The following is a 24,250-nucleotide window of genomic DNA, read 5'->3' as shown; positions in this document are numbered from 1 at the left end:
GACTGGAAAGAAGTCCACGATGAAACGATTATCAATGAAGATGATGGAGCTAAACGCACATATTCTCTTAAACATGACCGAAAACAGGAGCATTTTCGCAAGTTTTAGCCTTACAACGAATTCGGTATACCGTGACAGCTGGTGTATAATGGGGATGCAATTCATAATTATACAGACATGGAATTGAAGGAAGGATGGATAAAAGTGACCGACTTGTTTACTCCTTATCAATTAAAGGGGCTTTCTTTAAAAAATCGGATTGTCATGCCCCCGATGTGCCAATACAGCGTGGAGGCCAAGGACGGAAATCCAACGGATTGGCATCATGTCCATTATGTGAGCCGGGCAGTAGGAGGCACTGGACTTATTATTGTGGAAATGACAGCGGTCCATCCGGATGGACGTATTACAGATCGTGATTTGGGTATTTGGAGTGACGAACATATTCCTGCATATCGTAAGATTGTAGAGGAAGTTCACAAGTATGGTGCCAAAATTGGCATTCAACTAGGCCACGCTGGACGCAAGGCTGAAGATGCTGAGCAACCTGTAGGTCCTTCCTCGATTCCTTTTAGCGAACGCTTTAAAGAGCCGCACGCCTTAAAGACAGCTGAAGTCAGGGAACTGGTTCAGGCATACAAAGAAGGCGCGCGCCGCGCGGTGGAAGCAGGTTTTGACACGGTCGAGATACATGGCGCTCACGGCTATCTGATCCATCAATTTCATTCGCCTTTAACAAATGCCAGAGAAGATGAATATGGGCAGGATTTGTCACTGTTCGGTGTTGAGGTCATACATGCTGTTAAAGAGGTTCTTCCTGCTGATATGCCTGTGCTTATGCGGATATCTGCCAAAGAATACGTCGAGGATGGATATAATGTGGAATACATAACAGGCGTAGGGGAACGATATCGTGATGCGGGTGTGGACATTTTCCATATCTCTTCTGGTGGTGAGGGTCCGATTGGTTCTGGCGGAGGCCCGTCTGCGCGTGCCGGCTATCAGGTGGATTTGGCTCATACCATCCGTGAAAAGCTGAATGTACCTGTAATTGCTGTTGGCTTACTGGATGATTATGAGGACGCCCGTCGGGTTGTTCAGCAGAAAGAAGCTGATCTGGTAGCAATAGGCCGTGCCATGCTGCGTGATCCCTATTGGGCGCTGCATGCATCGCGGGAGCTAAAAGTACAGGCCGACATCCCAGAGCCTTATTTGCGCGGCTTTTAGATATTTTTGAAACCCTCTTTGCAAAGCTTGCGTAAACATGTGTACAGAGCTTAAAATTTAAGCATTCAACTCTAGGAGGAACTTCACATGTCTATTTTCAAACGATTAAGAGATCTTACGATGTCCAACATTAACGCCATTATTGACAAGGCAGAAGATCCAATTAAAATGACGGATCAATACATTCGTGATATGCAAGAGGACCTGGAAGATGCAGAGAAAGCGGTAGCCGCTCAAATTGCTATTGAAAAGAGATTCAAACAGCAATACGAAGAACAGGCTGCTTTGGTAAAGAAACGCGAAGAACAGGCACATACCGCTGCAAAAGCACAAAATGTAGATCTGGCTCGTCGCGCGCTGGAAGAAAAGAAATCTGCTGAACAAAAAATGAATGAGTTCAAAGCTGGTTACGAACAGAACAAAGCTGCAGCCGATAACCTGCGTGGCAAGCTGGATGAAATGCGCAGACAGCTGACAGAAATGAAAAACAAGCGCGAGACACTGGTTGCCCGTTATAATGCAGCTAAAGCGCAAACTGAAATTAACAAAGCTATGAACGGTTTTAGCTCTGATACGGCAACTGGCGGATTGAAGCGTATGGAAGAAAAAATGCTGCAAGCAGAAGCACGTGCCGAAGCGAGCAACGAAATGTCTTCTAAGGAAAAATCGTTGGATGAGGAGTTCAAAGAGCTGGATAAGAAAAGCGCCGTGGACGATGAGCTTGCCGCTTTGTTGAAGCAATACGAAAATAAATAAGAACATTTTAGCAGTGCCGCCAAGTGTGATTGCTCAGGAAGCGAAGGAGAAACGTTTTCTCCTTCGCTTTTCCCTGCCTGGAGGCGTAAAATATTATATGAAGGTCAAGAAGATGTGGAGGATGGTATGAAATGCATTTTTTAGAAACGATGAAAGCAATGCTTGTATGGACTGGTGCGGGGGCTATTTTGATCTTCGCATTAATGTATGTCGACTCTTTATTTACGAAGTATAAGGATTTTGCCGAAGTGAAGGCTGGAAATATGGCCGTAACGGTACGAATGATTATGAAGTTAGTTGCACAAGGCTATATCTTGTCAGGCTCTATCGCTACAGCTAATAATTTGCTCGAAGCGCTTGTGTATTCTGTGATCGCCTTTGTCATCCTGCTTGTTTTGGAAGTTATTGTACGTCTGCTGTTGCGGTACTGGGCTCAGTTTGATCTGGATAAAGGTACACAGGAAGGTAAAATTGGTTTCGGTCTGTTTTCAGGAGCGCTGCATCTGGTTGGCGCCTTGATCATTACAGCATGCTTCTAGGCTAAGAAAGGCAGGAATATAACCATGGGTGTGTGGAAACGAATTTCAAATCTATTTGCTAAGCCGGAGCCGCCAAAAGCAGAGAAAAGCATGCTTCACTTAAATCCAGGTGATATCTGTGAAGTGTCGCTTGTCACCTATGAAGTGGTAGGTCGTGTACATAATCGTGCCCGGAATGCCGTTGTTTTGACGCTTCAGGATGGTAATCAAGTCAGTTATCTTCATATTGAGGAACGGGAAACACTGCAATTCGGACTATATCAGGCCATCGACGGCAGACTTGACAACCCCGAGGAAGTGCCGACCATTTTAGAGCTGGATGATACAACGTATCATTTGGAGGAGCAGTATTCTGGGCATGTTACCGTCATGGGCCGTGCTCCTTTCCGACAGGGTGGAGAGCAGCATGTGTGGCAGTACCAGTCTGATGATTACCATCTGTTGCGGGTAGAGTGGCAGGACGGTCGCTTTATGCTTTATGAAGGAGAAGAAGTGATTACCGGAGACGTCAGGGTTATTCGGGCGAGCTAGGAGAGGGTTACACATGAGCAAACGCACCTGGCAGTATGCATTAAAGGTCATTGTGGCGCTGAGCTTGTTCGTATCCGTGTTAAGCGGCTGCGGCGCGCCAAGTGTAAAAGATACGTATCCGTTGGAATCGGTTAGTGGCAGCGGAAACTCGACCTCGTATGTATACCGGGCAGCTGGCAAGACAGTCCCGGAAGTAGCGGAGGAATTGAAAGAACAGCGTACACCGGAACAAATGTCACCGCAGAGCAATGAGCGGATGTTTCTGGTATATAGCGATGAGTGGTACCATTTGCAGCAAGATCCAGCTAAGAAGGAAGATACACTCATTGAAATTGACAGTAAAAAGTATGTCGAACAAAATTACAGTTCAAGCTTTCTAAAAGGATACTTAACCGCAACTGTACTGGATGCTCTGTTTGATTCATTGCGTGGTTCAGGCTCCTATCGAGGCTACTCCAGCAGAGATGTATACCGACCTTCTCAGGGCCAATATCGTGCTCCTACGGTGCAGGAGAAAAAGGCGATTCCGCCAATTACGGTGGAGCGGAAAGGTTCGGTTACCCGTAGAGGAAAGAACTCGGATTCTAGCGTTGGATCAAGCGGAAGTTTGTTCGACAGAGGGTCCAGCAGTTCACCAAGCAGAGGCTCGATTTCACGTGACCGGAGCGGCAGCGGCGGTTCCAGCATATTTGATTCGCCGCGTAAATCTTATAGTAAGCCCAAAACACGTAGCGGTTCAGGTAAAATCAGCCGACGAAGTCGACGATGACGGGTATCGTCAATTTATTTGAAAACAAAAGATTTGCGGAACTGTGGTACTGATGCACAGTTCCTTTTTTATTTTTAGAGATGATGTTGGTGATCATCTAGCGGCACAGCCAAACCTACACTTTTATGGATATAATAATGTAGAGATAATCAAAACTTTGTTTGATTGAAGGGATTGAAAATTAAATGGTACTATCTATTTCTTGGCCAGATCTTTCACAAAGACCATTTAATCTAATGGTGGAACGAAAAATGGAGTGTTCTCCGAATGTCCTGTATCAGGCTTGGACGAAGCAGTTTGACAGTTGGTTTGCAGCCCCAGGATCAGTATTAATGGAGGCTGAAGTGAACACGACCTTCTTTTTCGAAACGCATTTTGAGGGGAAGCGTCATCCACATTACGGAAGATTTCTAAGACTTGAGCAAAACCGACTGATCGAGCTGACTTGGATTACTGGCGAAGGCGGTACCAAGGGAGCTGAAACAGTTCTCACTGTTGAGCTTAAACCTCGCGGTAATGGCACGCATCTTTACTTAACGCATGCAGGTTTACCAGACGAGAATTCAAGAAACCAACATGAGCAGGCTTGGCCGCTTGTACTTGAGCAGCTCGACAAAAGGATGATGCCAGATAGATAATTCAGAAGGTTCCAGGCTAAAACTGCAACAAGAGGACGATTTTAAAATCGTTCTTTTTATATTTTTTGATGACAAAAATAAATATTTACCTTACATAAAAACAAATATTACCAGTTTACTAGATTATTTCATTGCCACATCTAATAGTAAAATATACAATTACAACAGGCGAAATAAGAGGATGGTGTATCTGTGTTATCTGCTTTTTTATATATATCACTTGGTGTATTCGATGCTTTGGCCGCTGTTATTTTGGTCTTAAAGCTTTATATGCTTCCCGTGAGGGAATATCGTAGAAAAATATTATTTTATGCAATTGGCATAGCTTTGTTTTCCTTTCTAATGAGGGAAGTTATAGGCTTGCCTAAATTAGATTTGCCGCTTCAGTATTTGTTAATGGTTATCTTTTTTAGATTTGGTTTAGGGATCAAAACCCATCTAGCAGCTTTTTCTGCTGGTTCTGGTCTAACGGCCTACATTAATTTACAACTTTTTGTATTTCTGTTTGCGTATTTTTTTGGAGTAGCAGAACCAGGTGCTATTAATGATACTTCTGGCTCTTCTATTTACGTTATTCAGTTAACTTCTATTATTATTGCGTGCTTTATTTCTTATATAATGGGAAAATATAACTTTGGTTTCTCGTTTATAATTCAGCCTCCACATGATTTTTTAAGAGCTGAAAATTACTTATCATCCCTAAATAAAATGTTGATTCTAGGTGCTCTAATATCAGCTGTCACCATTTTTATTACTTTGTATATGCTCTATAGCTCAAATACCATAGGATTACTATCCATTTCATTGCTTACTTTCGGCGTGTCGTATTTCTTTTCAGAGAGAGGAGATTATGAGGATGCTAGAAGCGCTATCACGGTACATCGCAACGGAAATAAAAAAAGCTGATCCTGATGGTCCAACAAGTGTAGAAGTGATGGAATATGCGCTTGGTATAAAAATTACCGAAGTGTCTTCGATACTAATGGTTGCGATTATAGCTTGGATGACTGGGCATTTTTTGGGGTCGTTATTAGCTCTAGTAACTATCATGTTTGTAAGAAGATTTTCAGGAGGGGCACACTTCAGTAATCTTACATTTTGTGTCTGTTTTACAACGGCAATATGTGTAACTATACCTCTCGTCTCTTTAAATTTATCAACGATTTTGATTATTAATGCTTGTTCAGTATTAGTGTTTTTAGTTTATGCACCCAATCATTTTATTTATATTCATAAGACCAATAACCACAAATATTATAAAACGGTATGTGTTTTGATTTGTGCGGTGAATTTTTTTGTACAATCCCACATAATATGCTTATCTTTAGCTATTCAAGCATTCAGTATTCTTCCTTTATGGAAAGGAGGTGAACGAAAATGGATAAGAAATTGGCGAGAGCTTTAAATTTAAGACTGGGAAAATACGCTAACGAATCTACCAAAAACGAAAAAACAGTATTTGGCGCTAAACCGATACCGGCAGAGCTCAAGAAAAAAGAAAAGAACTGATTATGTACCGCGTTACTCTAGACATTGTTCTTATACGATCGGGGTAACTGCACAGGCTTGTAAGGAAGCTTTTCAGCTGTGAGATCGAGTCTAGCGCATTTGAAGGCCTGGTACGATTCGAAGCTTCACTTGCTCTATTTCTCATAATAAGCTTGAAGCACTTATAAAGTTATGGAAATGACCCGTGGAATTCACGGGTTATTTTATTGCCAACATACTTATATAGTAAGCCCAAAACACGCAACAGCACGGGGAAAAGCAGCCGAGTTTGACGTTCTAAACTCCGCCCGGATTTGCCAGATAACGGTTTTAGCGTTATAACAGAAAGAGGGCATTTTAGAAGAACGGAGTGAGATTATGAATCATACATCATTAAACGCAGAAAAATTCCAGCGTAAAGCAGTTCAGGTGGAAGAGGCACAAAGCAGGATAGCTAGCTATGTTAAACAGGGTGAAAGGGAAGACGTAGAGCTGGAGCAGGCGCATGGACGTTATTTGGCGATGGATTTGACCGCACCACACCCGTATCCCCGTTTTCGTCGGTCAGGTATGGACGGTTATGCGATCCTAGGCTCGGACACCGAAGTGTGCTCATCCGGTCAGGAAATCTGGCTACATGTGATTGATGAAATTCCATGTGGCACCGTATCGGACAAGCGGGTGGAGACTGGAATGGCTGCCCGCATCATGACAGGAGCGCAATTACCTGAAGGAGCGGACACGGTTGTCATGCTGGAAGCGACACAGCTGCGTGAGGAAAACGGACAGACATATGTCGGCTTGAAGAAGCGTATAGAAGTTGGCAAAAATGTGACACAGATTGGTCATGAGATTCAGGAAGGTCGGCTTTTGCTTAGTAAGGGAACCTGCCTGGGAGCAGGGCACATCTCGGTACTGGCTACTTTTGGAGTACACCGGGTACCTGTTTACAGGAAGCCAAAGGTGGCCGTTTTTTCTACAGGATCGGAATTACTTGCAGTGGATGAGCCGTTACAACCGGGGAAAATTCGAAACAGTAATACATATATGTTGGCTTCTCAAATTAGAGAGGCAGGAGGAGAGCCGTTTATTTTACAAGCCATTCATGATGATTTGAGCCTTGCCCGTACTTCTGTACGTGAAGCGATAGCTGCCTATGATATCGTGGTCACGAGTGGAGGAGTATCAGTGGGGGATTTTGATATTATGGGTGATCTGGTACGACAGGAAGATGTGAATATGCTGTTCAACAAGGTTACGATGCGTCCAGGAAGTGTGACCACAGCCGCAGTGATTGACGGCAAGCTGTTATTTGCGCTTTCAGGCAACCCCGGTGCGTGCTTTGTAGGCTGTGAGCTGTTTGTACGGCCGACGATCCAAATGATGGTATCTTCGGCACATCCATATTTACAAACCTGGACGGCGAAGTTAGGCGCAGATTATATGAAGGTAAACAACTATACACGCTTTGTACGCAGCTCTCTGGAGATACGTGGTGGACAAGTATACGCGATTCCTGCGCGAGTAGATGAATCCAGTGTCATGGTGACCATTAAGGACAGCGACTGTCTGATCGTGATTCCTCCCACAACAGAAGGATTACGCGAAGGTGAAGAGGTGCGTGTACTGGTGTTACAAGGTGGACAGGTGACGTGAATACGAAACATCCATTTGTATGTCAAATCGTCGGATTCAAAAATACGGGAAAAACGACCTTTCTCGGAGGATTGATTCGTTATGTGCAGAAGTCAGGTCTACGCGTAGCAGTGATTAAGCATGATGGACATGAATTTGAAATGGATCATGAGGGTACAGATACGTTCAAGCACCGACAGGCGGGTGCTGAAGGCATAGCTATTGTTTCGGCTGGAAGAACAGCCATTTTAGAGGAGAATAGTCAGCCTGTCACCGGACTGATCCGGCATTTTCAGGCCTATGATTGTGTGTTGCTAGAAGGCTTCAAGCAAGAGGATTATCCGAAGCTGGTCATGGTGCGGGAACAATCGGATGCTCAGCTTACCGATAAGCTGACAAATGTACAGGGAGTAGCGGTTTGGGAGCATCAAATGGATTGGGCTCAAGGTCACTACTCAGATGAAATGATACAGATATTTCCTGCCGAGGCCAACGGACCCGCAGGCCGCTGGCTACTCGAACAGATTCAAAAGCAGATAGAAGGAATGAGGAATGAGCAGGGGTGAGACATCAATCGGCTGAGTCGGTTAGAGTCTCTACCCGCCGTTCGATCGCCTGAGACATGGTTTTGTCAGTCAGGTGAGCATACACTTCTGTTGTTTCTGTCGAAGCGTGCCCCAGCTGTTCCTTTGTTTTGTAAATATCATTTTGTAAATAATAGTCAGTAGCAAAGGAATGACGAAGCTTATGCACGGTAAGGTAAGGCTTGCCGAACCGTTTGGCGTACTTAATGATCATTGCCTGAATCGCTCTTTTGGTCATTCGTTTGCCTTCTGTACTGCCGTTAGGACGTGTGACAAAGAGAGCCTTTTCTTTTTTTGGAGCGCGGTAACGGGTATGTCTCAGGGACAAATAAAGTACGAGATCATCTTTGGATTGCTCGCGGAAATACACCGGCGTTTTAAAGGTTTCGTCGTTATTGCCTTTGCGGTACACATATAATAGTTTATTGTTTATGTCTAAATCGTCCAGATTCAGATTGACGATTTCAGATACGCGCAGGCCTGAGTTCAGAATGAGGCTGGCGATGCAGGCATCCCGTTCCTTATTTAGTTCATAGGAGTATAATGCTTGCTTGTTATCGGCCAAATCTTGACCATAGCCTTCATAAATATAACCGATGAATTCAAGCAGTTCTTCCTCTTCCAGTATTTTACCTTTAAGCTTAGCCGCCGTATCCTTGGGTTTATGTATACGCTTGATTTCGACCTTAGCCATAATGTTGCGTTTGAGCAACGGATAAAAATTTTCATCCTCAGCGATCTGACTTAAATAATGAAAAAGCGAACGCAGAGACGATAGCTTACGTGAAATGGTAATACGGGAGTTGGAGCCTTCGCGCTTAGTAGACAGGAATAATCGAAAGCCTGTAATACTGTTCATATGAAGTGTCTCCAACTCTTCCAGTGTAACTTGGGCATTCGTTTCTCCGGTGGACAAGCCTTCCGCGCGAAGCCATGAAAAGAAAGCTTCGTAATCCCGCACATATTCTAGTAATGTGGAAGGGGACAGGTCGGGCAGCTTATAATCCATAAATTGCTGCACGTACCATGGTAATCCCGGCATTTTTTCATCTAGTTTGCGCCGGTCGATGATCTTTTGTATATTCATTGAGTTCCACCTCGTCCGGTCATAATATATATGTATTTTAGCATATTTTGAACAGCACTGGATGGGATGTAATTCGAAGTTAAAGAACAGATTGAACCGCCAAGAGAGGTGAAAGTATGGGGTATAATATCAAATCGGAACTGAAGCTGTCTATTAAGAGTGTACCGGAGTCGCAAAAGGACATTATTGTACAGCTCATGCAATTTTATTTATATGATTTTACAGCCTATCTTCGAATTGATGTCACTGAGAAGGGGACATTCCCGGCTTATCCAGACTTGTATCAATATTGGACGAGCGGTGAACAGAAGCTACCTTTTCTGATTTGGAGACAGGATATTCCTGTGGGTTTTGCACTCGTTGACCGAATGTCCAGCAATCGAGAAGCTGACTACTACATGGCTGAGTTCTTTGTACTTCGTCCTTATCGGCATAATGGGGTTGGGACTTGGGCGGCTCATGAGCTGTTTGGACGTTTTAACGGACGTTGGAAGGTGACCCAAATGAGCGCGAATAGGCCGGCACAGTCCTTTTGGCGTAAGGTGATTGGAAGCTATACGAAAGGTGAGTACAGGGAACAGACACATCCGGTAAGAGGGAATAACAGTCAGTTTTTCAATACCTGAAAAATTCGAAATAGAAAGTAAGTAATGAAAAAGAGTCGGGGAGAGTATCCTATCGGCTCTTTTTTGTTGTCAATTCAAGTCTTCTATCCATCTATAGAGCATTCCAATTAGAACCTGCATTGACACTATAAAAACGCAGGTATACAGTTATTAACATAATTCATATATATCTCATTGGAATTATCAACAATGAAACATCGGCTCCAAAAATGCAATGTAATCATAACATCACCCATCAGATCGGAGAGTGTTTTTAGGTGAAACGAACAAGTCGATTTGCAAAAATGGTAGCTGTAACCCTGTCGATGGTGCTGGTCTTATCGGCATGCTCGGGTAATAGCGGGGCCAATTCTACGAATACTGAGGCGAATGCAGCGGGAGGCGGGCAAGCTGCAGAAGGTGGAGATCTTACCTATGCACTGGCAACATCGCCGGATTCACTGGACCCGCATAAGAGTGGATTGGCAGTAGCATCTCGGGTATATCGTGCGATATTCGATAACTTGGTGGTAAAGCTACCGGACAATACGATTAAGCCTTGGCTGGCAACCGAATGGAGCGTTTCCGAGGATGGAAAAAGCTATACATTCAAGCTGCGCAAGGATGTTAAGTTCCATGACGGAACTCCGTTCAATGCGGAAGCCGTCAAATTTAGCTATGATCGGATTATTGATCCGCAAGCCGTAGTAGGTAATGCCGCTAACTTGCTGGCTCCCTATGAATCCTCACAGGTGATTGACGAATACACGATTAAATTGAATCTGAAACGACCATCGCAGGCATTTTTGAGCAATTTAAGTGTTCCGGCTGTAGCCATTGTTTCGCCAGCAGGAGTTAGAAAATATGGAGATCAATTCGGTAAGCATCCAGTGGGTACAGGCCCCTTTAAGTTTGTAAAATGGGACGAAAATGCAGAAATCAAAATCGAACGTAACCCGGATTACAAATGGGCACCGGAAACTATTGAGAATCAGGGAGCGCCGTATTTGGACAGCGTGACCTTTAAAATTGTTCCGGAGGAGGCGACCCGGATCGGCAGTGTGCAGAGTGGGCAGGCTTTGGCCGCTGAAACCGTCCCACCGCAGAACATTTTGACGTTGAAGAGTGACCCTAATTTCCAATTGTTGCAGGTCAATACCCTAGGATTGCCATATACACTGTTCATTAACCAAAAGAAGACACCGTGGAATGAATTAAAGGCGAGGCAGGCATTGCAATATGGTATTGATGTGGGGACGATCGTCAAAACGCTGTATCTAGGAACTTATGAACAGGCTTGGTCGCCACTCACTCCAGGTATTTTTGGATATGATAAATCACTGGAAAACGGCTTGCAGCCTGATCTTAACAAGGCCAATCAGTTACTGGATGAGTTGGGGTGGAATAAGGGAACGGATGGTTTTCGGGTGAAGGATGGACAACGTCTTACGCTGCATTATGTAGACGGCACTCCGAACCGTGAAAAACGGAACGACATTGCAGCCATTATTCAGCAGCAGCTGAAGAAAATCGGTGTTGATGTGAAGATTGAAATTACCAAGGATATTGCAACAGTTGTATATACGAACGGAAACTATGATTTCTACGGAAATAGCCAGGTCAATGTGGACCCGAACGCTTTATATGCTTTTTACCACACAGCGGCAACAAATCAGCGGCCTACACTGCCTAACTTCTCCAATCCAGAGGTCGACAAGCTGTTGGAGCAGGGAGCTATTGAACAGGACGATGCCAAGCGGGAGGAGATTTATAAAAAGGTGCAACAGCTAATACGTGATCAGGCCGTCATCATTCCGATTTATGTTTTCCCTTATACGGTTGGAGCAGCCAAGTCAGTGCAGGGTCTCAAATTCGATTTAGTGGGTTATCCGCTCTTTAACGATGTGCGTATTCAAAAATAGTATTGCTAAGTAATTTCTGGGGACCATCCAGTAGGGAAGGAGTGTGGGCTATGATCAGAGCTGTTGCAGAAAGACTGGTTACTTCTTTGTTGGTCATTCTGGGTTCCTGTATTTTGGTATTCAGCATTTTGTATCTGCTCCCGGGGGACCCGGTAGATTCGATTCTTGACCCTTCAACGGCCACGCCAGAGATGATCGCCAATTTGCGTCATAAGCTGGGAGTGGATCAGCCTTTTCATGTTCAGTTTTTGAACTATTTCGGAAATCTGCTACAAGGTGATTTTGGAAAATCACTGCTCAATGCTGATCCGGTGCTGCCTAAAATATGGGTCAATCTCCCGCCTACACTGGCGCTGACGCTTGCCGGTTCTGCTATTTCGGTCATTATCGGTGTCCTGCTCGGAGTGCTGTCGGCCATTCATCGGGATAAGCCGATTGATATCATCGCACGAATTGTTGGATTGTTCGGCATTTCTATGCCCACATTCTGGTCAGGCATTCTGCTGTTGCTTATTTTCTCCATTCACTTGGGATGGCTGCCTGCTATGGGCTCGGGCGGTTGGAAAACTCTTGTGCTTCCGTCTCTCACTTTGGGCATTGTCGGTGCAGGGTTCATTGTCAGAATGGTGCGTAACAGTATGCTGGAAGTCATTAATGAGCAGTTCATCGTAACGCTCCGTTCCAAGGGTTTGTCTGAGAAGGTTATTATGTATCGCCATGCGCTACGCAATGCGTTGATTCCAGCGATAACGATGATCGGGATGCTAATGGGAGAAATGCTGGCCGGAGCAGTTGTGAGTGAGACGGTATTTTCACGGCAAGGCATTGGGCGTTTAATTGCGGACGCAATTATGGCTAAAGACTTAACAGTTGTGCAGGGAGTTGTATTGTTCTCTGCCATCATGTATGTGATCGTAAATCTACTGGTGGATATATCGTATACGTTCATTGATCCAAGGGTTAGACGCTCGGCGTAAGCTGGAAGGATTCAGGGAGGAGGAAGTCGGTTGAGAGAAACAATGGCTGCCAAAACAATTTGGAAGGAAAGAAAGCTGCGGGTAGCTCGGCAAACTGGAAGGTGGCGGCTCGGTGGAGTGTCGGATGGGTTCGTATATGCGGCGGGACTGATTATTGTGTTCGTAATCGTCTGTGCGGCGTTTCCACAATGGATTGCTTCTTATGCACCCACAGAAATGTTAAGCGACCATATTTTACAAGGCCCAAGTGCTTCTCACTGGTTCGGGACGGACTATTTTGGGCGGGATGTATTCAGTCTGGTTGTTCACGGAAGTCGGGATTCTCTGTTTATTGGCTTCATGTCGGTACTCGTCGGCGGTCTGGTGGGTGGAATTATTGGTGCGCTCTCAGGTTACATTGGCGGTACAGTGGATTCGATACTGATGCGATTTATTGATATTTTGATGACTATTCCCGGAATTCTGCTGGCTTTGGCGATTGCGGCGGCTCTTGGCCCAAGCTTGTTCAATATTGTGCTGGCGGTAGCCATATCTGCTGTCCCCGGTTATGCAAGAGTTATGCGAGGCCAAATTATAAGTATAAAAGGACGTTCTTACGTCATTGCTTCGCTTTCCATCGGAGTTACACCTTTCGGCATCTTTTGGCGTCATGTGCTTCCTAATTCCTTGTCCCCTTTGCTCGTGATGGCGACGCTTGGCATCGGTAGCGCTATTTTGGCCGGATCGGGATTAAGCTTTCTGGGACTTGGCACGGTAAAGGAAATTCCAGATTGGGGAACAGTATTGTCTCAAGGACGAGGATATTTGACAGTAGCTTGGTGGATATGTACCTTTCCTGGCCTAGCTATTACGTTGTTTGTGTTGTCAGTCAATATTTTGGGCGACAAGCTGAGAGACCAGTTGGACCCGAAAAAGAACGCAAACTAGCATCAGGAAGCCTATTCTTAAGTGCTATAGAAGGAGGGAGTTCGTTTGTCATCATTGCTGGAGATTGAACATTTGTCGGTCGATTTTCACACTAAAAAAGGTTTGCTGCAAGCACTCGACAACGTATCACTGACGATCAGGGCGGGAGAAACGGTCTGCCTCGTCGGTGAATCTGGCAGCGGAAAAACGATTACCTCCAAGGCGATTATGCGGCTAATCGATTATGAGAACGGACGAATTGCCCAAGGACAAATACGGTTGCAGGGCATAGATTTGACCGTTTTGTCACAGCAGGAATTACGCTCACTTCGTGGTAAAAAGATGGCGATGGTATTTCAGGAGCCGATGGCGGCGTTTGATCCGGTGTACACTATCGGGTATCAGCTGATAGAAATCATCATGGAGCATGACCGGAAGACACGAAAGCAAGCATGGGCTCATGCGGTTCATTTGCTGAACAGGGTAGGGATTCCTGAACCGGAAATTCGTATGAAGCAGTACCCCGGAGAGCTGTCCGGTGGGATGCTGCAACGGGCGATGATTGCAATGGCACTTTCATGTGGCCCTGAGCTGCTAATAGCGGATGAACCAACAACGGCGCTGGATGTAACGATTCAGTCACAAATTTTGCAATTGCTTCAGGAATTAAAGACAGAATTCAACATGTCGATTCTGTTGATTACGCATGATTTGGGTATTGCCGCAGAGGTTGCGGATCGAATTGTTGTGATGTATGCCGGTCGAGTTGTGGAGCAAGCAGTAACGGAAGAACTGTTCGAGCTGCCATTGCACCCTTACACTAGAGGGTTACTTCGTTCGGTGGCAACACTGGATACAGATCGCAGCAGCAAGCTGTTTTCGATCCCGGGGGCAATTCCGAGCCTGAGTGCATTGCCTTCCGGCTGCTTGTTTCACCCGCGTTGCCCGCATGCGACAGATCAATGCAAAAACGAAGCGCCACCGCTGGCAGCCAAGGATGAACGCGAGGTAGCTTGCTGGCATTCGGAGCAATTGGCTGCCTCCGACGAGTGGCATATTACAGAGCTATCGATGAAAGGGCAGATCACGGCAAATGCTGTTGCAAAGGCAACCGAAGTAAAGGAAGAATTGACGAACGTATCTGCTGTTGATGGGGCTAAGGTGAGCAGTCATGGCGTACAGGTAAAGAACTCCCCTAAATCCAATGAGACTATCACGGAAACCGTCCAGAACAAGCAGGACTTGTTTAGAGTGGATGGAATTCGCAAGTATTATCCGGTGAAAAAAAGCTTTCCCGGTCGGACGGGTGCTTCGATCCGGGCGGTGGATGATGTATCGTTCTCAATCCGGCAGGGCGAAACCTTTGGATTGGTCGGAGAATCCGGCAGCGGTAAGTCTACTTTAGGCCGGCTGCTGATGCAGCTGGAACGTCCGACCTCAGGGCAGGTATGGTTCCAGGATCGGGAGCTGACACGTTTAGGAAATTCTGAGTTGCGATCCGTTCGCCGTGATATGCAGATGATTTTTCAAGACCCCTACGGATCACTTGATCCACGGTGGAATGTGGGAGATATCATAGGGGAGCCGCTTGCGGTTCATGAAGGGTTGTATGGCAAGGCAAAGCAGGAACGGGTGGAAGAACTCCTGAGCGCTGTTGGATTATCACCTTCGCTGGTTACTCGGTTTCCGCATGAATTTTCGGGAGGACAGCGGCAGCGAATCGGGATAGCCCGTGCCATTGCTCTGCAACCGCAGTTTATTTTGGCGGATGAGGCAGTGTCGGCTTTGGATGTTTCCGTTCAGTCACAAATTGTCAATCTGCTTCAGGACTTACAGCGTAAGCTGGATACAACCTATTTGTTTATTGCACACGGATTGCACATTGTCCGCCATATTTCAGATCGGATAGGGGTTATGTACTTGGGGAAACTTGTAGAAATTGCGCCAAGTGACGAGTTGTTCAGGCATCCTGCCCATCCGTATACCCGGGGGCTTGTTGCCTCGATACCTAACCCAAATCCGAAAAACCGTCGGGAGCTAATTACGGTACAAGGTGAGATTCCTTCGCCTGCGAAGCCGCCATCCGGCTGTCGTTTTCATACCCGCTGTCCACTAGCGACCTCGCGTTGTCGTGAGGAAGCACCTGAGCTGACAGCGATTAGCACAGGACATTATGCCGCTTGTCATTACCCGGCCTAGGTTCAACCCCTTCCTTTGATCTGCTATCGGCATGATAAGAGAGCTACATTCTACAGGCCGTTCATGGTAAGATAAGGATAGAAGTATATAAATTCAATAGGAAAAGAGGGTATTATGCTAGATAAATGGGTTCAGGAATTAAAAGATGATGAACAAGAGCTGATTGCGTGGAGAAGACATCTACATCAGCATCCCGAGCTGTCTTTTGAAGAAACGAATACGTCTGCATTTATCGCCGATCAATTGCGCTCTTTTGGTATTGAGGTAAGAACGAATGTGGGTGGAAACGGTGTGCTCGGGTTTTTAGAAGGCGGTCAGCCAGGTAGAACGATTGCATTTCGTGCTGATTTTGATGCACTTCCCATTCAGGATGAAAAGGATGTGCCTTATAAATCGACCGTTCCGGGTGTTATGCATGCCTGCGGACATGATGGTCACACGGCTGCGTTACTTGGAGTGGCACGCGTGTTGAGCCATAACCGTGAGGCGCTGAAGGGAAAGCTTGTGTTTATTTTTCAACATGCGGAAGAAAAACCGCCTGGCGGAGCCAAGTTTATGATTGAGGATGGCTGTCTGGATGGGGTAGAGGCGGTATATGGTATTCACCTCGCATCTGAAATTCCTTTTGGTAAAATTGGATTAAAGAGTGGGCCTGCGATGGCGGCTGTCGACGCGTTTACGATCCAGATCAACGGTAAAGGCGGGCATGGCGCACGACCGCATCAGACGGTGGACTCTATTGTTATCGGCAGTCAAATTGTGAACGGGTTGCAGCAGGTGGTTAGTCGCAGGGTGGACCCTATTGAATCAGCAGTGTTAACGATTGGGGTATTTCAAGCTGGAACTGCCTTTAATGTGATTGCAGATAAGGCTAAAATTGAAGGCACCGTACGTACGTTTAATAAGGAAGTGCGTAAGGAAGTCGAGAATGAAATTCGCAGTATCGTCAAGGGGTTGACTGAGGCTTATCATGCCGGATACGAAATTGACTATCTGAATGGCTATCCTTCTTTGGTGAATGCCGAAGCCGAAACGGAACGTGTACGCGAGCTCATCGGCAGACTGTATGGAGCAGACGCTTTTTTGGATTTGAAGCCGGTCATGGGAGCAGAGGATTTTGCTTATTATTTGGAGCATCGACCGGGAGCCTTCATTCATGTGGGTGCACGCAATGAGGATGAACGAACGCATTTTGCTCATCACCATCCTCACTTTGATTTTGATGAGCGGGCATTGCTCGTCTCAGGGCATATTTTTTTAGCACTGGCGCTTGAATACTTGCAATAATAGGCATATGTTTATGACTGACGACATATTAACGAAGCTGGAACCGCGCATAGCGCGGTTTTTTGTTGTAAATCCAAGTATTTTGACACCCATAAAGAATGAAAATTAAGTAATTAATTCACTATATGAAAAATTCATAATAGAATTAAATAAAAGGTATTAACTCTGAAGGAAGTTCAAACCTCCTATTATAAGCTGCGGAGCAGGAGATAAAATTGTATTATCTTGATTTTTCGCACAAGGAAATGGGAAAAAGATGACGAATCTATTGAGCAAGACACCGATGTAAGCGCTAACAAAACCAGTGTTGCACCGTATTTATTGGGAATGAATGGGGGTGAGTCTGAGAGGACATTTGTCAGAATTGTGAGAAGCAACGATAACGATAGGAACGAATTCAGAATCGGCTGATTACTTTTATCTCAAAATGACTCGCATAGTCAATTGATAATGAAGAAGGAGGTTGAATTCATTGACTAAGGCAAAAAACAGGTTGAGAATTGCTTGTTTGGCGCTTGTGGTAGCGGGTGCTTCCTGGACAGGAATGATAGCGCCGACTCATGCTGCTCCAAGTGACGATTACAGTTGGAAAAGTGTGGTTACGGGTGGAGGAGGAGGTTTTGTACCTGGCATTATTTTTAATGAAACGGAAAAAGACCTGATCTATGCCCGTACAGATATTGGAGGAGCTTACCGCTGGAATGCTGCCAATGAGAGTTGGATTCCGCTGACGGATTCTGTGGGCTGGGAGGATTGGAACAAAAATGGTGTCGATGCACTAGCGACTGATACTGTTGATCCGAATCGTGTATATATAGCTACAGGTACGTATACTAATTCATGGGATAAACAAAACGGGCAAATTATGCGTTCCATCGACAGGGGCAATACGTGGCAGACAACCAAGCTTCCTTTTAAGGTGGGGGGCAATATGCCGGGGCGTTCAATGGGTGAACGTCTGACGATTGATCCAAATAAAAATAATATTTTGTTCTTTGGAGCTCGAAGTGGTAATGGACTATGGAAAAGCTCTGATTTTGGAGCAACTTGGAGCAAGGTAAGCAGTTTCCCGAATCCAGGGACGTATGTACAGGACCCTTCCAATGAATATACCAGCGACATTGTCGGTTTATCGTGGATCACCTTTGACAAAAAAACAGGCTCTTCCAGTAAAGCAACGCAGACGATCTATGTAGGTGTTGCAGATAAAAAGCAAAGTGTCTATCGCAGTACAGATGGCGGGACAACCTGGTCTGCTATAGCGGGACAGCCTACGGGCTATTTGCCACATCACGGTGTGTTATCACCGGACGGCAATCTATATATTTCTTATAGCGATGGAGCAGGTCCATATGATGGATCAAAGGGTGAACTGTGGAAATTGAATACAGCAAGCGGGCAATGGACTAACATTAGCCCCATAGGTAGCAGTAGTGCGGACAATCATTTTGGATATGGTGGACTGACGGTGGATGCCCAGAAGCCAGGTACACTCATGGTTGCTACGTTGAATGCCTGGTGGCCGGATGAAACGATTTATCGCAGCACTGATAGTGGGGCAACTTGGAATCCTATTTGGGAATTTGATGGTTATCCGTCTCGTAAGCTAAAATACAATCTGGATATAAGCGGTGCGCCTTGGCTGACTTTCAATGCCAACCCTGCTCCACCGGAAGTATCGCCCAAGCTGGGGTGGATGATTGGAGATCTGGAGATAGATCCATTTAATTCAGACCATATGTTGTACGGCACCGGAGCTACGATTTATGGCTCTAAAAATCTGACCAATTGGGATAAAGGCGGAAAGCTGGATATTTCAGTAGCCGCTAAAGGGGTAGAGGAAACGGCAATTTTGGATCTGGTGAGCCCTCCAACCGGCGCGCCTTTGGTGAGCGCAGTAGGTGATGTCTCTGGATTCAGACATGACGATTTATTCAAGGCTCCAGCTAAAATGCTGGATAATCCGACCTTTACAAGCAGCGAAAGCATTGATTATGCCGAGCTGAATCCTTCTTTTATGGCCCGAGTAGGTAAAGCGGATTATAAAAAAGATCCAAATGCCAAATCCATCGGTTTTTCCAATGATGGAGGAGCCAACTGGTATAAAGCAAATAGCGAGCCTTCCGGTACAGCAGGAGGAGGCAGCATCGCCGTAGCAGCAGATGGTAATGGCTTGCTGTGGAGTACATCAGACAAAGGTGTGTTCTACTCCAAAACTGGCGGCAACTCATGGACAGCAAGCACAGGGATTCCAGCGAATGCAAAGATCGTCTCTGACCGAGTGAACCCTAATAAATATTACGCATTTGCCTCCGGGAAAATATATGTGAGCACCAATGGAGGCGTATCCTTTACGCCATCAGCGGCAACTGGCTTACCGACAGCAGGCAATGCTGATATTGATGCTGTACGAGGAGCAGAAGGAGATGTGTGGTTCGCCGGAGGCTCCGAGGATGGAGGACCATACGGCTTATGGCATTCCAAGGATTCAGGTGTTACATTCACCAAACTCGATAATGTGCAGGAAGCGGATTTTGTAGGCTTTGGTAAGGCAGCGCCGAACCGTACGAATGCAGCGGTATTTATCGTTGGTAAAATTGATGGTACACGTGGATTTTACCGTTCGGACGATGCTGGCGCAAACTGGGCGCGCATTAATGACGACAAGCATCAATATGCTCGAGTGACCAAAATTATTGGGGACCCTCGGGTTTATGGACGTGCTTATCTGGGAACGAATGGCCGTGGCATTCTGGTGGCAGATCGTGTGGGTGGTGATCAGCCATCTACCGGGCAAGCAAGTATTACACCAACGACTGCAACCTATGGAGTGAATAACAGCAATACGGATCTTACTGTCAAGCTAACACTTAACGGCAATACGTTAGAAGCTATCAAGCAGGGGAGTGTGGTGTTGAACAAAGGTGAAGATTATACGCTTAGTGAAGAAACAGTCGTTCTTACCAACAAGTATTTATCTAAACTTCCTAAAGGAGAGACAGCACTAAACTTCCATTTTAGTACAGGTAATGATGTGTTGTTTACGATTACGGTGAAAGGGGATACGCCAAGTGAGCCGGGAACAGGCGAGGGCGTTCTGAAGGTGCAAACCTTCAATGGGAATGTATCCGCCACAAGCAATACAATCAGTTCCAAATTTAAAATAACCAATACGGGAACCTCATCAATTTCCCTAGCAGACGTGACATTGCGTTATTATTACACCATTAACGGGGAGAAAGCACAAAATTTCTTCACGGATTGGTCGAGCGTCGGTACAGGGAATGTGATTGCTAGCTTCAAAACATTATCCAATGCGAAGCCAGGGGCAGATTCTTATGCAGAAATCGGGTTTAAATCGGCTGCGGGTTCTTTAGAGCCCGGTCAAAGTGTGGAGTTGCAAACCCGGATATCCAAAGAGGACTGGAGCAGTTACACACAAACCGATGATTATTCATTTAATCCCACAGCAAACAGTTTACAAGATTCTGCTAAAATAACCGCTTATCTGTCTGGAAGCAAGCAATGGGGAATTGAGCCCTAAACCTTAATAAGAATAATCCTAAGTCAGCCACTCTAATGAGTGAGCTGGCTTTATTTTTGACGACCTTATTGTCCCGCATTCTTTTTTTTGGAAAAAGCAACGACAAGTTGAAAACAGCTACTAATAGAGATTCAAATTAAATAATATAATTATTTCACTATATGAAAAATTCATAATAGAAAAAAAACTCTTTCTCGCATACGATCTCCACAAAACAAACACACCACTTTAAGTAGAAAAAAGAAACACTAACACGAACATTTGTTCCCTTTATCTTGAAAAAGAAACGCTCCTGTCCTTAGACAAAAAGCGTCTTTAATCCATTTTTTATATTTATCATACACCTCAAACAAGATGCCGGGATACTGAAATTAACAGTGTCATCGTAATGACATTCACAATCGTAGAAAGTAATACTGTTTGTGCGGCAAAATCGGGTTCATTTTTATATTCTTCCGCTAAAATACTTGTATTAACGCCGGTAGGCATACCCGATGCAATGAGCAAGGCTTGAGCCGGAATCCCCTTAAGACCCAGCAGCAAGACGAGCATAAAACCGACCATTGGACCAGCAATCAGACGTAGTACCATACTAATGTACACGGCTGTCCGGCGCAAACGAAAGGGATATTGCACAATTTGTGCTCCCAAAGTAAGCAGAGCCACAGCAACCATCGACTGACTAATATAATTCAAAGGTTCAGCCAGTAAATTAGGCAACGGACTATGCAGCAGATTAAGGAGCAAACCTAGCGCAAGCGCATAGGGAACAGGCATTTTAAAAAAGTTAATTAATATTTTTCGAGTATTGGCCTTGCCGTTTTGCACAACAAAAGTGCCGTATGTAAAAGTGACAAAGCTTTGAAAGGTCATAATCAGAGCTTGAACGGAAATGGCCAACGGGTCACCTTTAAACACCAACTGATTGATTGGCAGACCATAATTTCCTGAATTATCTAGCATCACACTATTTGTAAAAGCTCCGCGCATTCCGGGGCTGTATTTCAGAGATCTGGCGACGGTAGTGCTGATTACGTACAGAATAGCTATGTACAAGGCATAAAAAAGTGAAACCTCACCCATGAGCATTAAAGAAATTTCCGAGTTATAAAGACCTGTAAACACAACTGCGGGGGTGATATAGTAAAAATTGATTTTAGCTAAGGTATACAAATCCAGTCGAAAATAATATTGCATGATACAACCAAAACCGATAAGTACAAAAATAGGTAAAACAACGTCCAAAAGAATGGTGCCGAACATGTCTGTTTCATCTTCTTTCTATTATGCGAATGTAAAGGCTGATTCTTAAAAATGCATGTGTAATTCTCATTATACTGTGTAAATAGGTTAGGCGTATAATAAAATTTTATAGTGATTTTGACAATATGGACTGCAGCTATAGTAGTGTCTCACACATTAGATAAGAAAAGATAAAAAATCAGCTTAGAGAAGCCGTTAATACATCTAGGGACATTTGAGCCCGGTCTTTACTATAAGGAGGAATCGCATCATGAGAAACACTTGGACAGCTTTACTAGCGTGTATACTGGTCTTGGGTTTGGCAGCGGGAACCGCTGAAGCCAAGCAGGGACGCGGAAATGATCAGGAGAACAAACAGGAAGCAAAGACGTCTGTTAAAGACGGGAATGAAAAGAGCGGGGAAGAGCTAATCAATCCCCATGACTCAGACAATGATCAGTCCAAAAAACAAAAGGACAAAGCATCCGGGAAAAAGGATGAAAACAGTAAAAAAGACAAACACGCAGAAATCAGAAAAACCGAACCTGTTGCAGTAACAGATGATACATACGAGGAGTCCAAAGACCATAATGGTCACAAGGGACGCAACGGTTACAAAGGTCTGCTTCACGCGGTAGAAAATACGAAGGATAAGCCGGCAGGAGCGGTTATTGCGAATCTGCTGCTTACGAAATACCCAAACCGTTTGACTCCGGAGCAGGTTGCTGAACTTGAATTGATCCGGAATTCTGGTAAAGCACTGACTGAGGCAGCTGAGCTACTGGCTGAAAACGGAAATGTGACTGATGCCGTTTACATGCAGGAGGAGGCGGCACTGGCTAATGTGTCCGATCTGGACAGCTACAAAAAGCTGGGTGAATTCTCGAAGAAGGCCGGACGGCCGTCGGGTATGAAGCTGTTCGTGAATGGTGAAAAATACGATGCCAAACCGATTAACCGCAATGGGACCACACTTGTTCCGTTTAGAACAGCTTCCGAAGCTTTGGATGCAAAGGTTTCCTGGGATCCGAAAGAAAAGGCTGTTACTGTCACCCGTAACGGCGTGTCCGTCAAATTATTTGTTAACAGTCCAAAAGCATATATTAACGGTCAGCCGTATTCTATCGAGCAGCCAGCATCCATAGTGGATGGGACGACAATGGTACCTGTAAGGGTAATCGGAGAGGCCTTGGGGACAAATGTTAAATGGGAGCCTGAGAGCCAGTCCGTTGTTGTATACGAGCAGACAACAACAACACCTGCATCAACATCATAACGTGCTGTAAACAAAAAGGGCCCTGACTAACTGTCAGGCCTTTTTGTTTTACCTTGCAATTAATGATTTCGTATTCTTTTTAATGGTGAGAAGATAGATAGCCTTCATAATACTACCAAGCTATTCGCATTATGTGCTGGTCATGTGTACAATTAAATAGAGAACGCTTAGAAAAGGGAGTGTCATAGATGGATTTAGGATTAACGGGAAAAACAGCCTTTGTTGCAGGTTCCAGTAAAGGACTCGGCAAGGCAAGCGCACGAGAGCTGGCACGCGAGGGTGCGAATGTCGTCATTTCAGGACGGAACGAAGCAGAGCTTCAGCGGACGCAGGCGGAATTACTGGAAACAGCGAGTGGCCGCGTTGAATATGTAGTTTGCGATGTAACAAAACCAGAACATATCTCCCAGGCCATCCGCCGTACAGCTGATTTGTTTGGCACCGTGGATATTTTGGTTAACAATGCGGGTGGGCCTCCTGCCGGTACCTTTGATGATTTTACAGATGAAGTGTGGATGCAGGCCTTTGAACAAAATTTACTTAGTCATATCCGGTTGATCCGTGAAGTGTTACCATATATGAAAAAACAACAAAGCGGTAGGATTTTAAATATTGCTTCTTCCTCAGTTAAGCAGCCAATTCCGGGGTTAATCATTTCAAATACGCTGCGTACTGGAGTTGCTGGATTGGCAAAAACATTGTCTCTGGAATTAGCTCCTCATAATATTCTGGTACATACTGTAGCACCGGGGAGAATTGCAACTGATCGCGTGCGTAGCTTGGACGAGCATCGAGCTGAGAAAACCCAGCAAACGACGGATCAGGTTCGCAAACAAGCAGAAGAGGGCATTCCATTGGGACGGTATGGAGAGCCTGAAGAGTTCGGTAAAGTTGTTGCTTTTCTGGCGTCTTCAGCTTCATCCTATTTGACAGGGAGTACCATCCTTGTGGATGGCGGAATGATTAAATCGTTATAAAATAAAGATGCGTGCCAGCCTCAGGTTTAATTGAGTGCTGGCACGCTTTTTTAAAATTTAT

The 24,250-nt window shown here is 45.1% G+C and carries 22 protein-coding genes; 20 read left to right on the top strand and 2 right to left on the bottom strand.

The features are described 5' to 3' along the window. Positions 1-204 precede the first annotated feature (204 nt). From NLX82_RS01015 to mobB, 11 genes are all read left to right on the top strand, one after another. Positions 205-1,227: an NADH:flavin oxidoreductase/NADH oxidase gene (locus NLX82_RS01015; RefSeq protein ID WP_023988950.1), complete on the top strand. Its 1,023-nt coding sequence runs from the start codon at positions 205-207 to the stop codon at positions 1,225-1,227. Between the two features lie 87 nt (positions 1,228-1,314). After that, positions 1,315-1,983 carry a PspA/IM30 family protein gene (locus NLX82_RS01010; RefSeq protein WP_254347418.1) on the top strand — a complete coding sequence of 223 codons (669 nt, stop codon included), beginning with the start codon at positions 1,315-1,317 and terminating at the stop codon, positions 1,981-1,983. Between the two features lie 131 nt (positions 1,984-2,114). Beyond that, entirely contained in the window at positions 2,115-2,522 is a 408-nt protein-coding gene (locus tag NLX82_RS01005; protein WP_013310484.1) for a DUF350 domain-containing protein, read from the top strand. Between the two features lie 24 nt (positions 2,523-2,546). Next, positions 2,547-3,053: a DUF4178 domain-containing protein gene (locus tag NLX82_RS01000; RefSeq protein WP_076159561.1), complete on the top strand. Its 507-nt coding sequence runs from the start codon at positions 2,547-2,549 to the stop codon at positions 3,051-3,053. A 13-nt stretch (positions 3,054-3,066) separates the two neighbouring features. Next, on the top strand, positions 3,067-3,822 hold the full coding sequence (locus tag NLX82_RS00995) for a DUF4247 domain-containing protein (protein WP_025722664.1): 756 nt from the start codon (positions 3,067-3,069) through the stop codon (positions 3,820-3,822). 185 nt (positions 3,823-4,007) lie between these two features. After that, complete coding sequence (locus NLX82_RS00990; protein WP_068942596.1) at positions 4,008-4,460, top strand: SRPBCC family protein; 453 nt, start codon at positions 4,008-4,010, stop codon at positions 4,458-4,460. A 192-nt stretch (positions 4,461-4,652) separates the two neighbouring features. Then, positions 4,653-5,366, top strand: a complete 714-nt coding sequence (locus NLX82_RS00985) for a hypothetical protein (RefSeq protein WP_076159564.1) — start codon at positions 4,653-4,655, stop codon at positions 5,364-5,366. Beyond that, complete coding sequence (locus NLX82_RS00980; protein WP_076159567.1) at positions 5,317-5,865, top strand: accessory gene regulator ArgB-like protein; 549 nt, start codon at positions 5,317-5,319, stop codon at positions 5,863-5,865. Before NLX82_RS00985 ends, NLX82_RS00980 begins: the two co-directional genes overlap by 50 nt. Next, on the top strand, positions 5,838-5,969 hold the full coding sequence (locus NLX82_RS27480; RefSeq protein ID WP_023988946.1) for a hypothetical protein: 132 nt from the start codon (positions 5,838-5,840) through the stop codon (positions 5,967-5,969). The genes NLX82_RS00980 and NLX82_RS27480 overlap by 28 nt, the downstream gene beginning before the upstream one ends. A gap of 357 nt (positions 5,970-6,326) precedes the next feature. Then, positions 6,327-7,604 carry a molybdopterin molybdotransferase MoeA gene (locus NLX82_RS00975; protein WP_076159570.1) on the top strand — a complete coding sequence of 426 codons (1,278 nt, stop codon included), beginning with the start codon at positions 6,327-6,329 and terminating at the stop codon, positions 7,602-7,604. After that, a complete protein-coding gene (gene mobB / locus NLX82_RS00970) occupies positions 7,601-8,149 on the top strand; it encodes a molybdopterin-guanine dinucleotide biosynthesis protein B (protein WP_028541693.1) in 549 nt (182 codons plus the stop codon). Before NLX82_RS00975 ends, mobB begins: the two co-directional genes overlap by 4 nt. Positions 8,150-8,153: 4 nt before the next feature. On the opposite strand, the gene xerS is transcribed toward mobB, so the two are convergent. Then, complete coding sequence (gene xerS, locus NLX82_RS00965) at positions 8,154-9,254, bottom strand: tyrosine recombinase XerS (protein ID WP_076159573.1); 1,101 nt, start codon at positions 9,252-9,254, stop codon at positions 8,154-8,156. A gap of 116 nt (positions 9,255-9,370) precedes the next feature. Here xerS and NLX82_RS00960 point away from each other — a divergent pair, with 116 nt between their 5' ends. The 7 genes from NLX82_RS00960 to NLX82_RS00930 all read left to right on the top strand — a co-directional run bounded on the left by NLX82_RS00960 (position 9,371) and on the right by NLX82_RS00930 (position 20,694). Next, positions 9,371-9,880: a GNAT family N-acetyltransferase gene (locus NLX82_RS00960; protein ID WP_254347417.1), complete on the top strand. Its 510-nt coding sequence runs from the start codon at positions 9,371-9,373 to the stop codon at positions 9,878-9,880. A 284-nt stretch (positions 9,881-10,164) separates the two neighbouring features. Beyond that, positions 10,165-11,781 (top strand): ABC transporter substrate-binding protein, encoded by a 1,617-nt coding sequence (locus tag NLX82_RS00955; RefSeq protein WP_076159635.1) that lies wholly within the window; start codon positions 10,165-10,167, stop codon positions 11,779-11,781. Positions 11,782-11,831: 50 nt separating this feature from the next. Then, complete coding sequence (locus NLX82_RS00950; protein ID WP_254347416.1) at positions 11,832-12,758, top strand: ABC transporter permease; 927 nt, start codon at positions 11,832-11,834, stop codon at positions 12,756-12,758. Positions 12,759-12,788: 30 nt separating this feature from the next. Continuing rightward, entirely contained in the window at positions 12,789-13,685 is an 897-nt protein-coding gene (locus tag NLX82_RS00945; protein WP_254347415.1) for an ABC transporter permease, read from the top strand. Positions 13,686-13,730: 45 nt separating this feature from the next. Beyond that, positions 13,731-15,863, top strand: a complete 2,133-nt coding sequence (locus tag NLX82_RS00940; protein ID WP_254347414.1) for an ABC transporter ATP-binding protein — start codon at positions 13,731-13,733, stop codon at positions 15,861-15,863. Between the two features lie 114 nt (positions 15,864-15,977). Continuing rightward, a complete protein-coding gene (locus NLX82_RS00935) occupies positions 15,978-17,150 on the top strand; it encodes a M20 metallopeptidase family protein (protein ID WP_068942589.1) in 1,173 nt (390 codons plus the stop codon). 472 nt (positions 17,151-17,622) lie between these two features. Then, positions 17,623-20,694: a X2-like carbohydrate binding domain-containing protein gene (locus NLX82_RS00930; protein WP_254347413.1), complete on the top strand. Its 3,072-nt coding sequence runs from the start codon at positions 17,623-17,625 to the stop codon at positions 20,692-20,694. 345 nt (positions 20,695-21,039) lie between these two features. Here NLX82_RS00930 and NLX82_RS00925 read toward each other — a convergent pair whose 3' ends face one another. Then, complete coding sequence (locus NLX82_RS00925) at positions 21,040-21,957, bottom strand: AEC family transporter (RefSeq protein WP_025720621.1); 918 nt, start codon at positions 21,955-21,957, stop codon at positions 21,040-21,042. A gap of 250 nt (positions 21,958-22,207) precedes the next feature. Between NLX82_RS00925 and NLX82_RS00920 the strand changes: the two genes are divergently transcribed. Together NLX82_RS00920 and NLX82_RS00915 are read left to right on the top strand one after the other, a co-directional pair. Further along, positions 22,208-23,212, top strand: a complete 1,005-nt coding sequence (locus tag NLX82_RS00920; RefSeq protein ID WP_254347412.1) for a copper amine oxidase N-terminal domain-containing protein — start codon at positions 22,208-22,210, stop codon at positions 23,210-23,212. 188 nt (positions 23,213-23,400) lie between these two features. After that, positions 23,401-24,189 (top strand): SDR family oxidoreductase, encoded by a 789-nt coding sequence (locus NLX82_RS00915; RefSeq protein ID WP_023988932.1) that lies wholly within the window; start codon positions 23,401-23,403, stop codon positions 24,187-24,189. Positions 24,190-24,250 lie beyond the last annotated feature (61 nt).

Origin of the sequence: Paenibacillus sp. A3M_27_13 (assembly GCF_024213315.1) — a bacterium.
In the GTDB taxonomy this organism is placed as follows: domain Bacteria; phylum Bacillota; class Bacilli; order Paenibacillales; family Paenibacillaceae; genus Paenibacillus; species Paenibacillus polymyxa_B.
This window is presented reverse-complemented; position numbering and strand designations above follow the sequence as displayed.

Coding starts and splice junctions, on each gene's coding strand:
- NLX82_RS01010 (WP_254347418.1), top strand. CDS start 1,315: ATGTCTATTTTCAAACGATTAAGAGATCTTACGATGTCCAACATTAAC.
- NLX82_RS01005 (WP_013310484.1), top strand. CDS start 2,115: ATGCATTTTTTAGAAACGATGAAAGCAATGCTTGTATGGACTGGTGCG.
- NLX82_RS01000 (WP_076159561.1), top strand. CDS start 2,547: ATGGGTGTGTGGAAACGAATTTCAAATCTATTTGCTAAGCCGGAGCCG.
- NLX82_RS00995 (WP_025722664.1), top strand. CDS start 3,067: ATGAGCAAACGCACCTGGCAGTATGCATTAAAGGTCATTGTGGCGCTG.
- NLX82_RS00990 (WP_068942596.1), top strand. CDS start 4,008: ATGGTACTATCTATTTCTTGGCCAGATCTTTCACAAAGACCATTTAAT.
- NLX82_RS00980 (WP_076159567.1), top strand. CDS start 5,317: ATGCTAGAAGCGCTATCACGGTACATCGCAACGGAAATAAAAAAAGCT.
- NLX82_RS27480 (WP_023988946.1), top strand. CDS start 5,838: ATGGATAAGAAATTGGCGAGAGCTTTAAATTTAAGACTGGGAAAATAC.
- NLX82_RS00975 (WP_076159570.1), top strand. CDS start 6,327: ATGAATCATACATCATTAAACGCAGAAAAATTCCAGCGTAAAGCAGTT.
- xerS (WP_076159573.1), bottom strand. CDS start 9,254: ATGAATATACAAAAGATCATCGACCGGCGCAAACTAGATGAAAAAATG.
- NLX82_RS00960 (WP_254347417.1), top strand. CDS start 9,371: ATGGGGTATAATATCAAATCGGAACTGAAGCTGTCTATTAAGAGTGTA.
- NLX82_RS00955 (WP_076159635.1), top strand. CDS start 10,165: ATGGTAGCTGTAACCCTGTCGATGGTGCTGGTCTTATCGGCATGCTCG.
- NLX82_RS00950 (WP_254347416.1), top strand. CDS start 11,832: ATGATCAGAGCTGTTGCAGAAAGACTGGTTACTTCTTTGTTGGTCATT.
- NLX82_RS00935 (WP_068942589.1), top strand. CDS start 15,978: ATGCTAGATAAATGGGTTCAGGAATTAAAAGATGATGAACAAGAGCTG.
- NLX82_RS00925 (WP_025720621.1), bottom strand. CDS start 21,957: ATGTTCGGCACCATTCTTTTGGACGTTGTTTTACCTATTTTTGTACTT.
- NLX82_RS00920 (WP_254347412.1), top strand. CDS start 22,208: ATGAGAAACACTTGGACAGCTTTACTAGCGTGTATACTGGTCTTGGGT.
- NLX82_RS00915 (WP_023988932.1), top strand. CDS start 23,401: ATGGATTTAGGATTAACGGGAAAAACAGCCTTTGTTGCAGGTTCCAGT.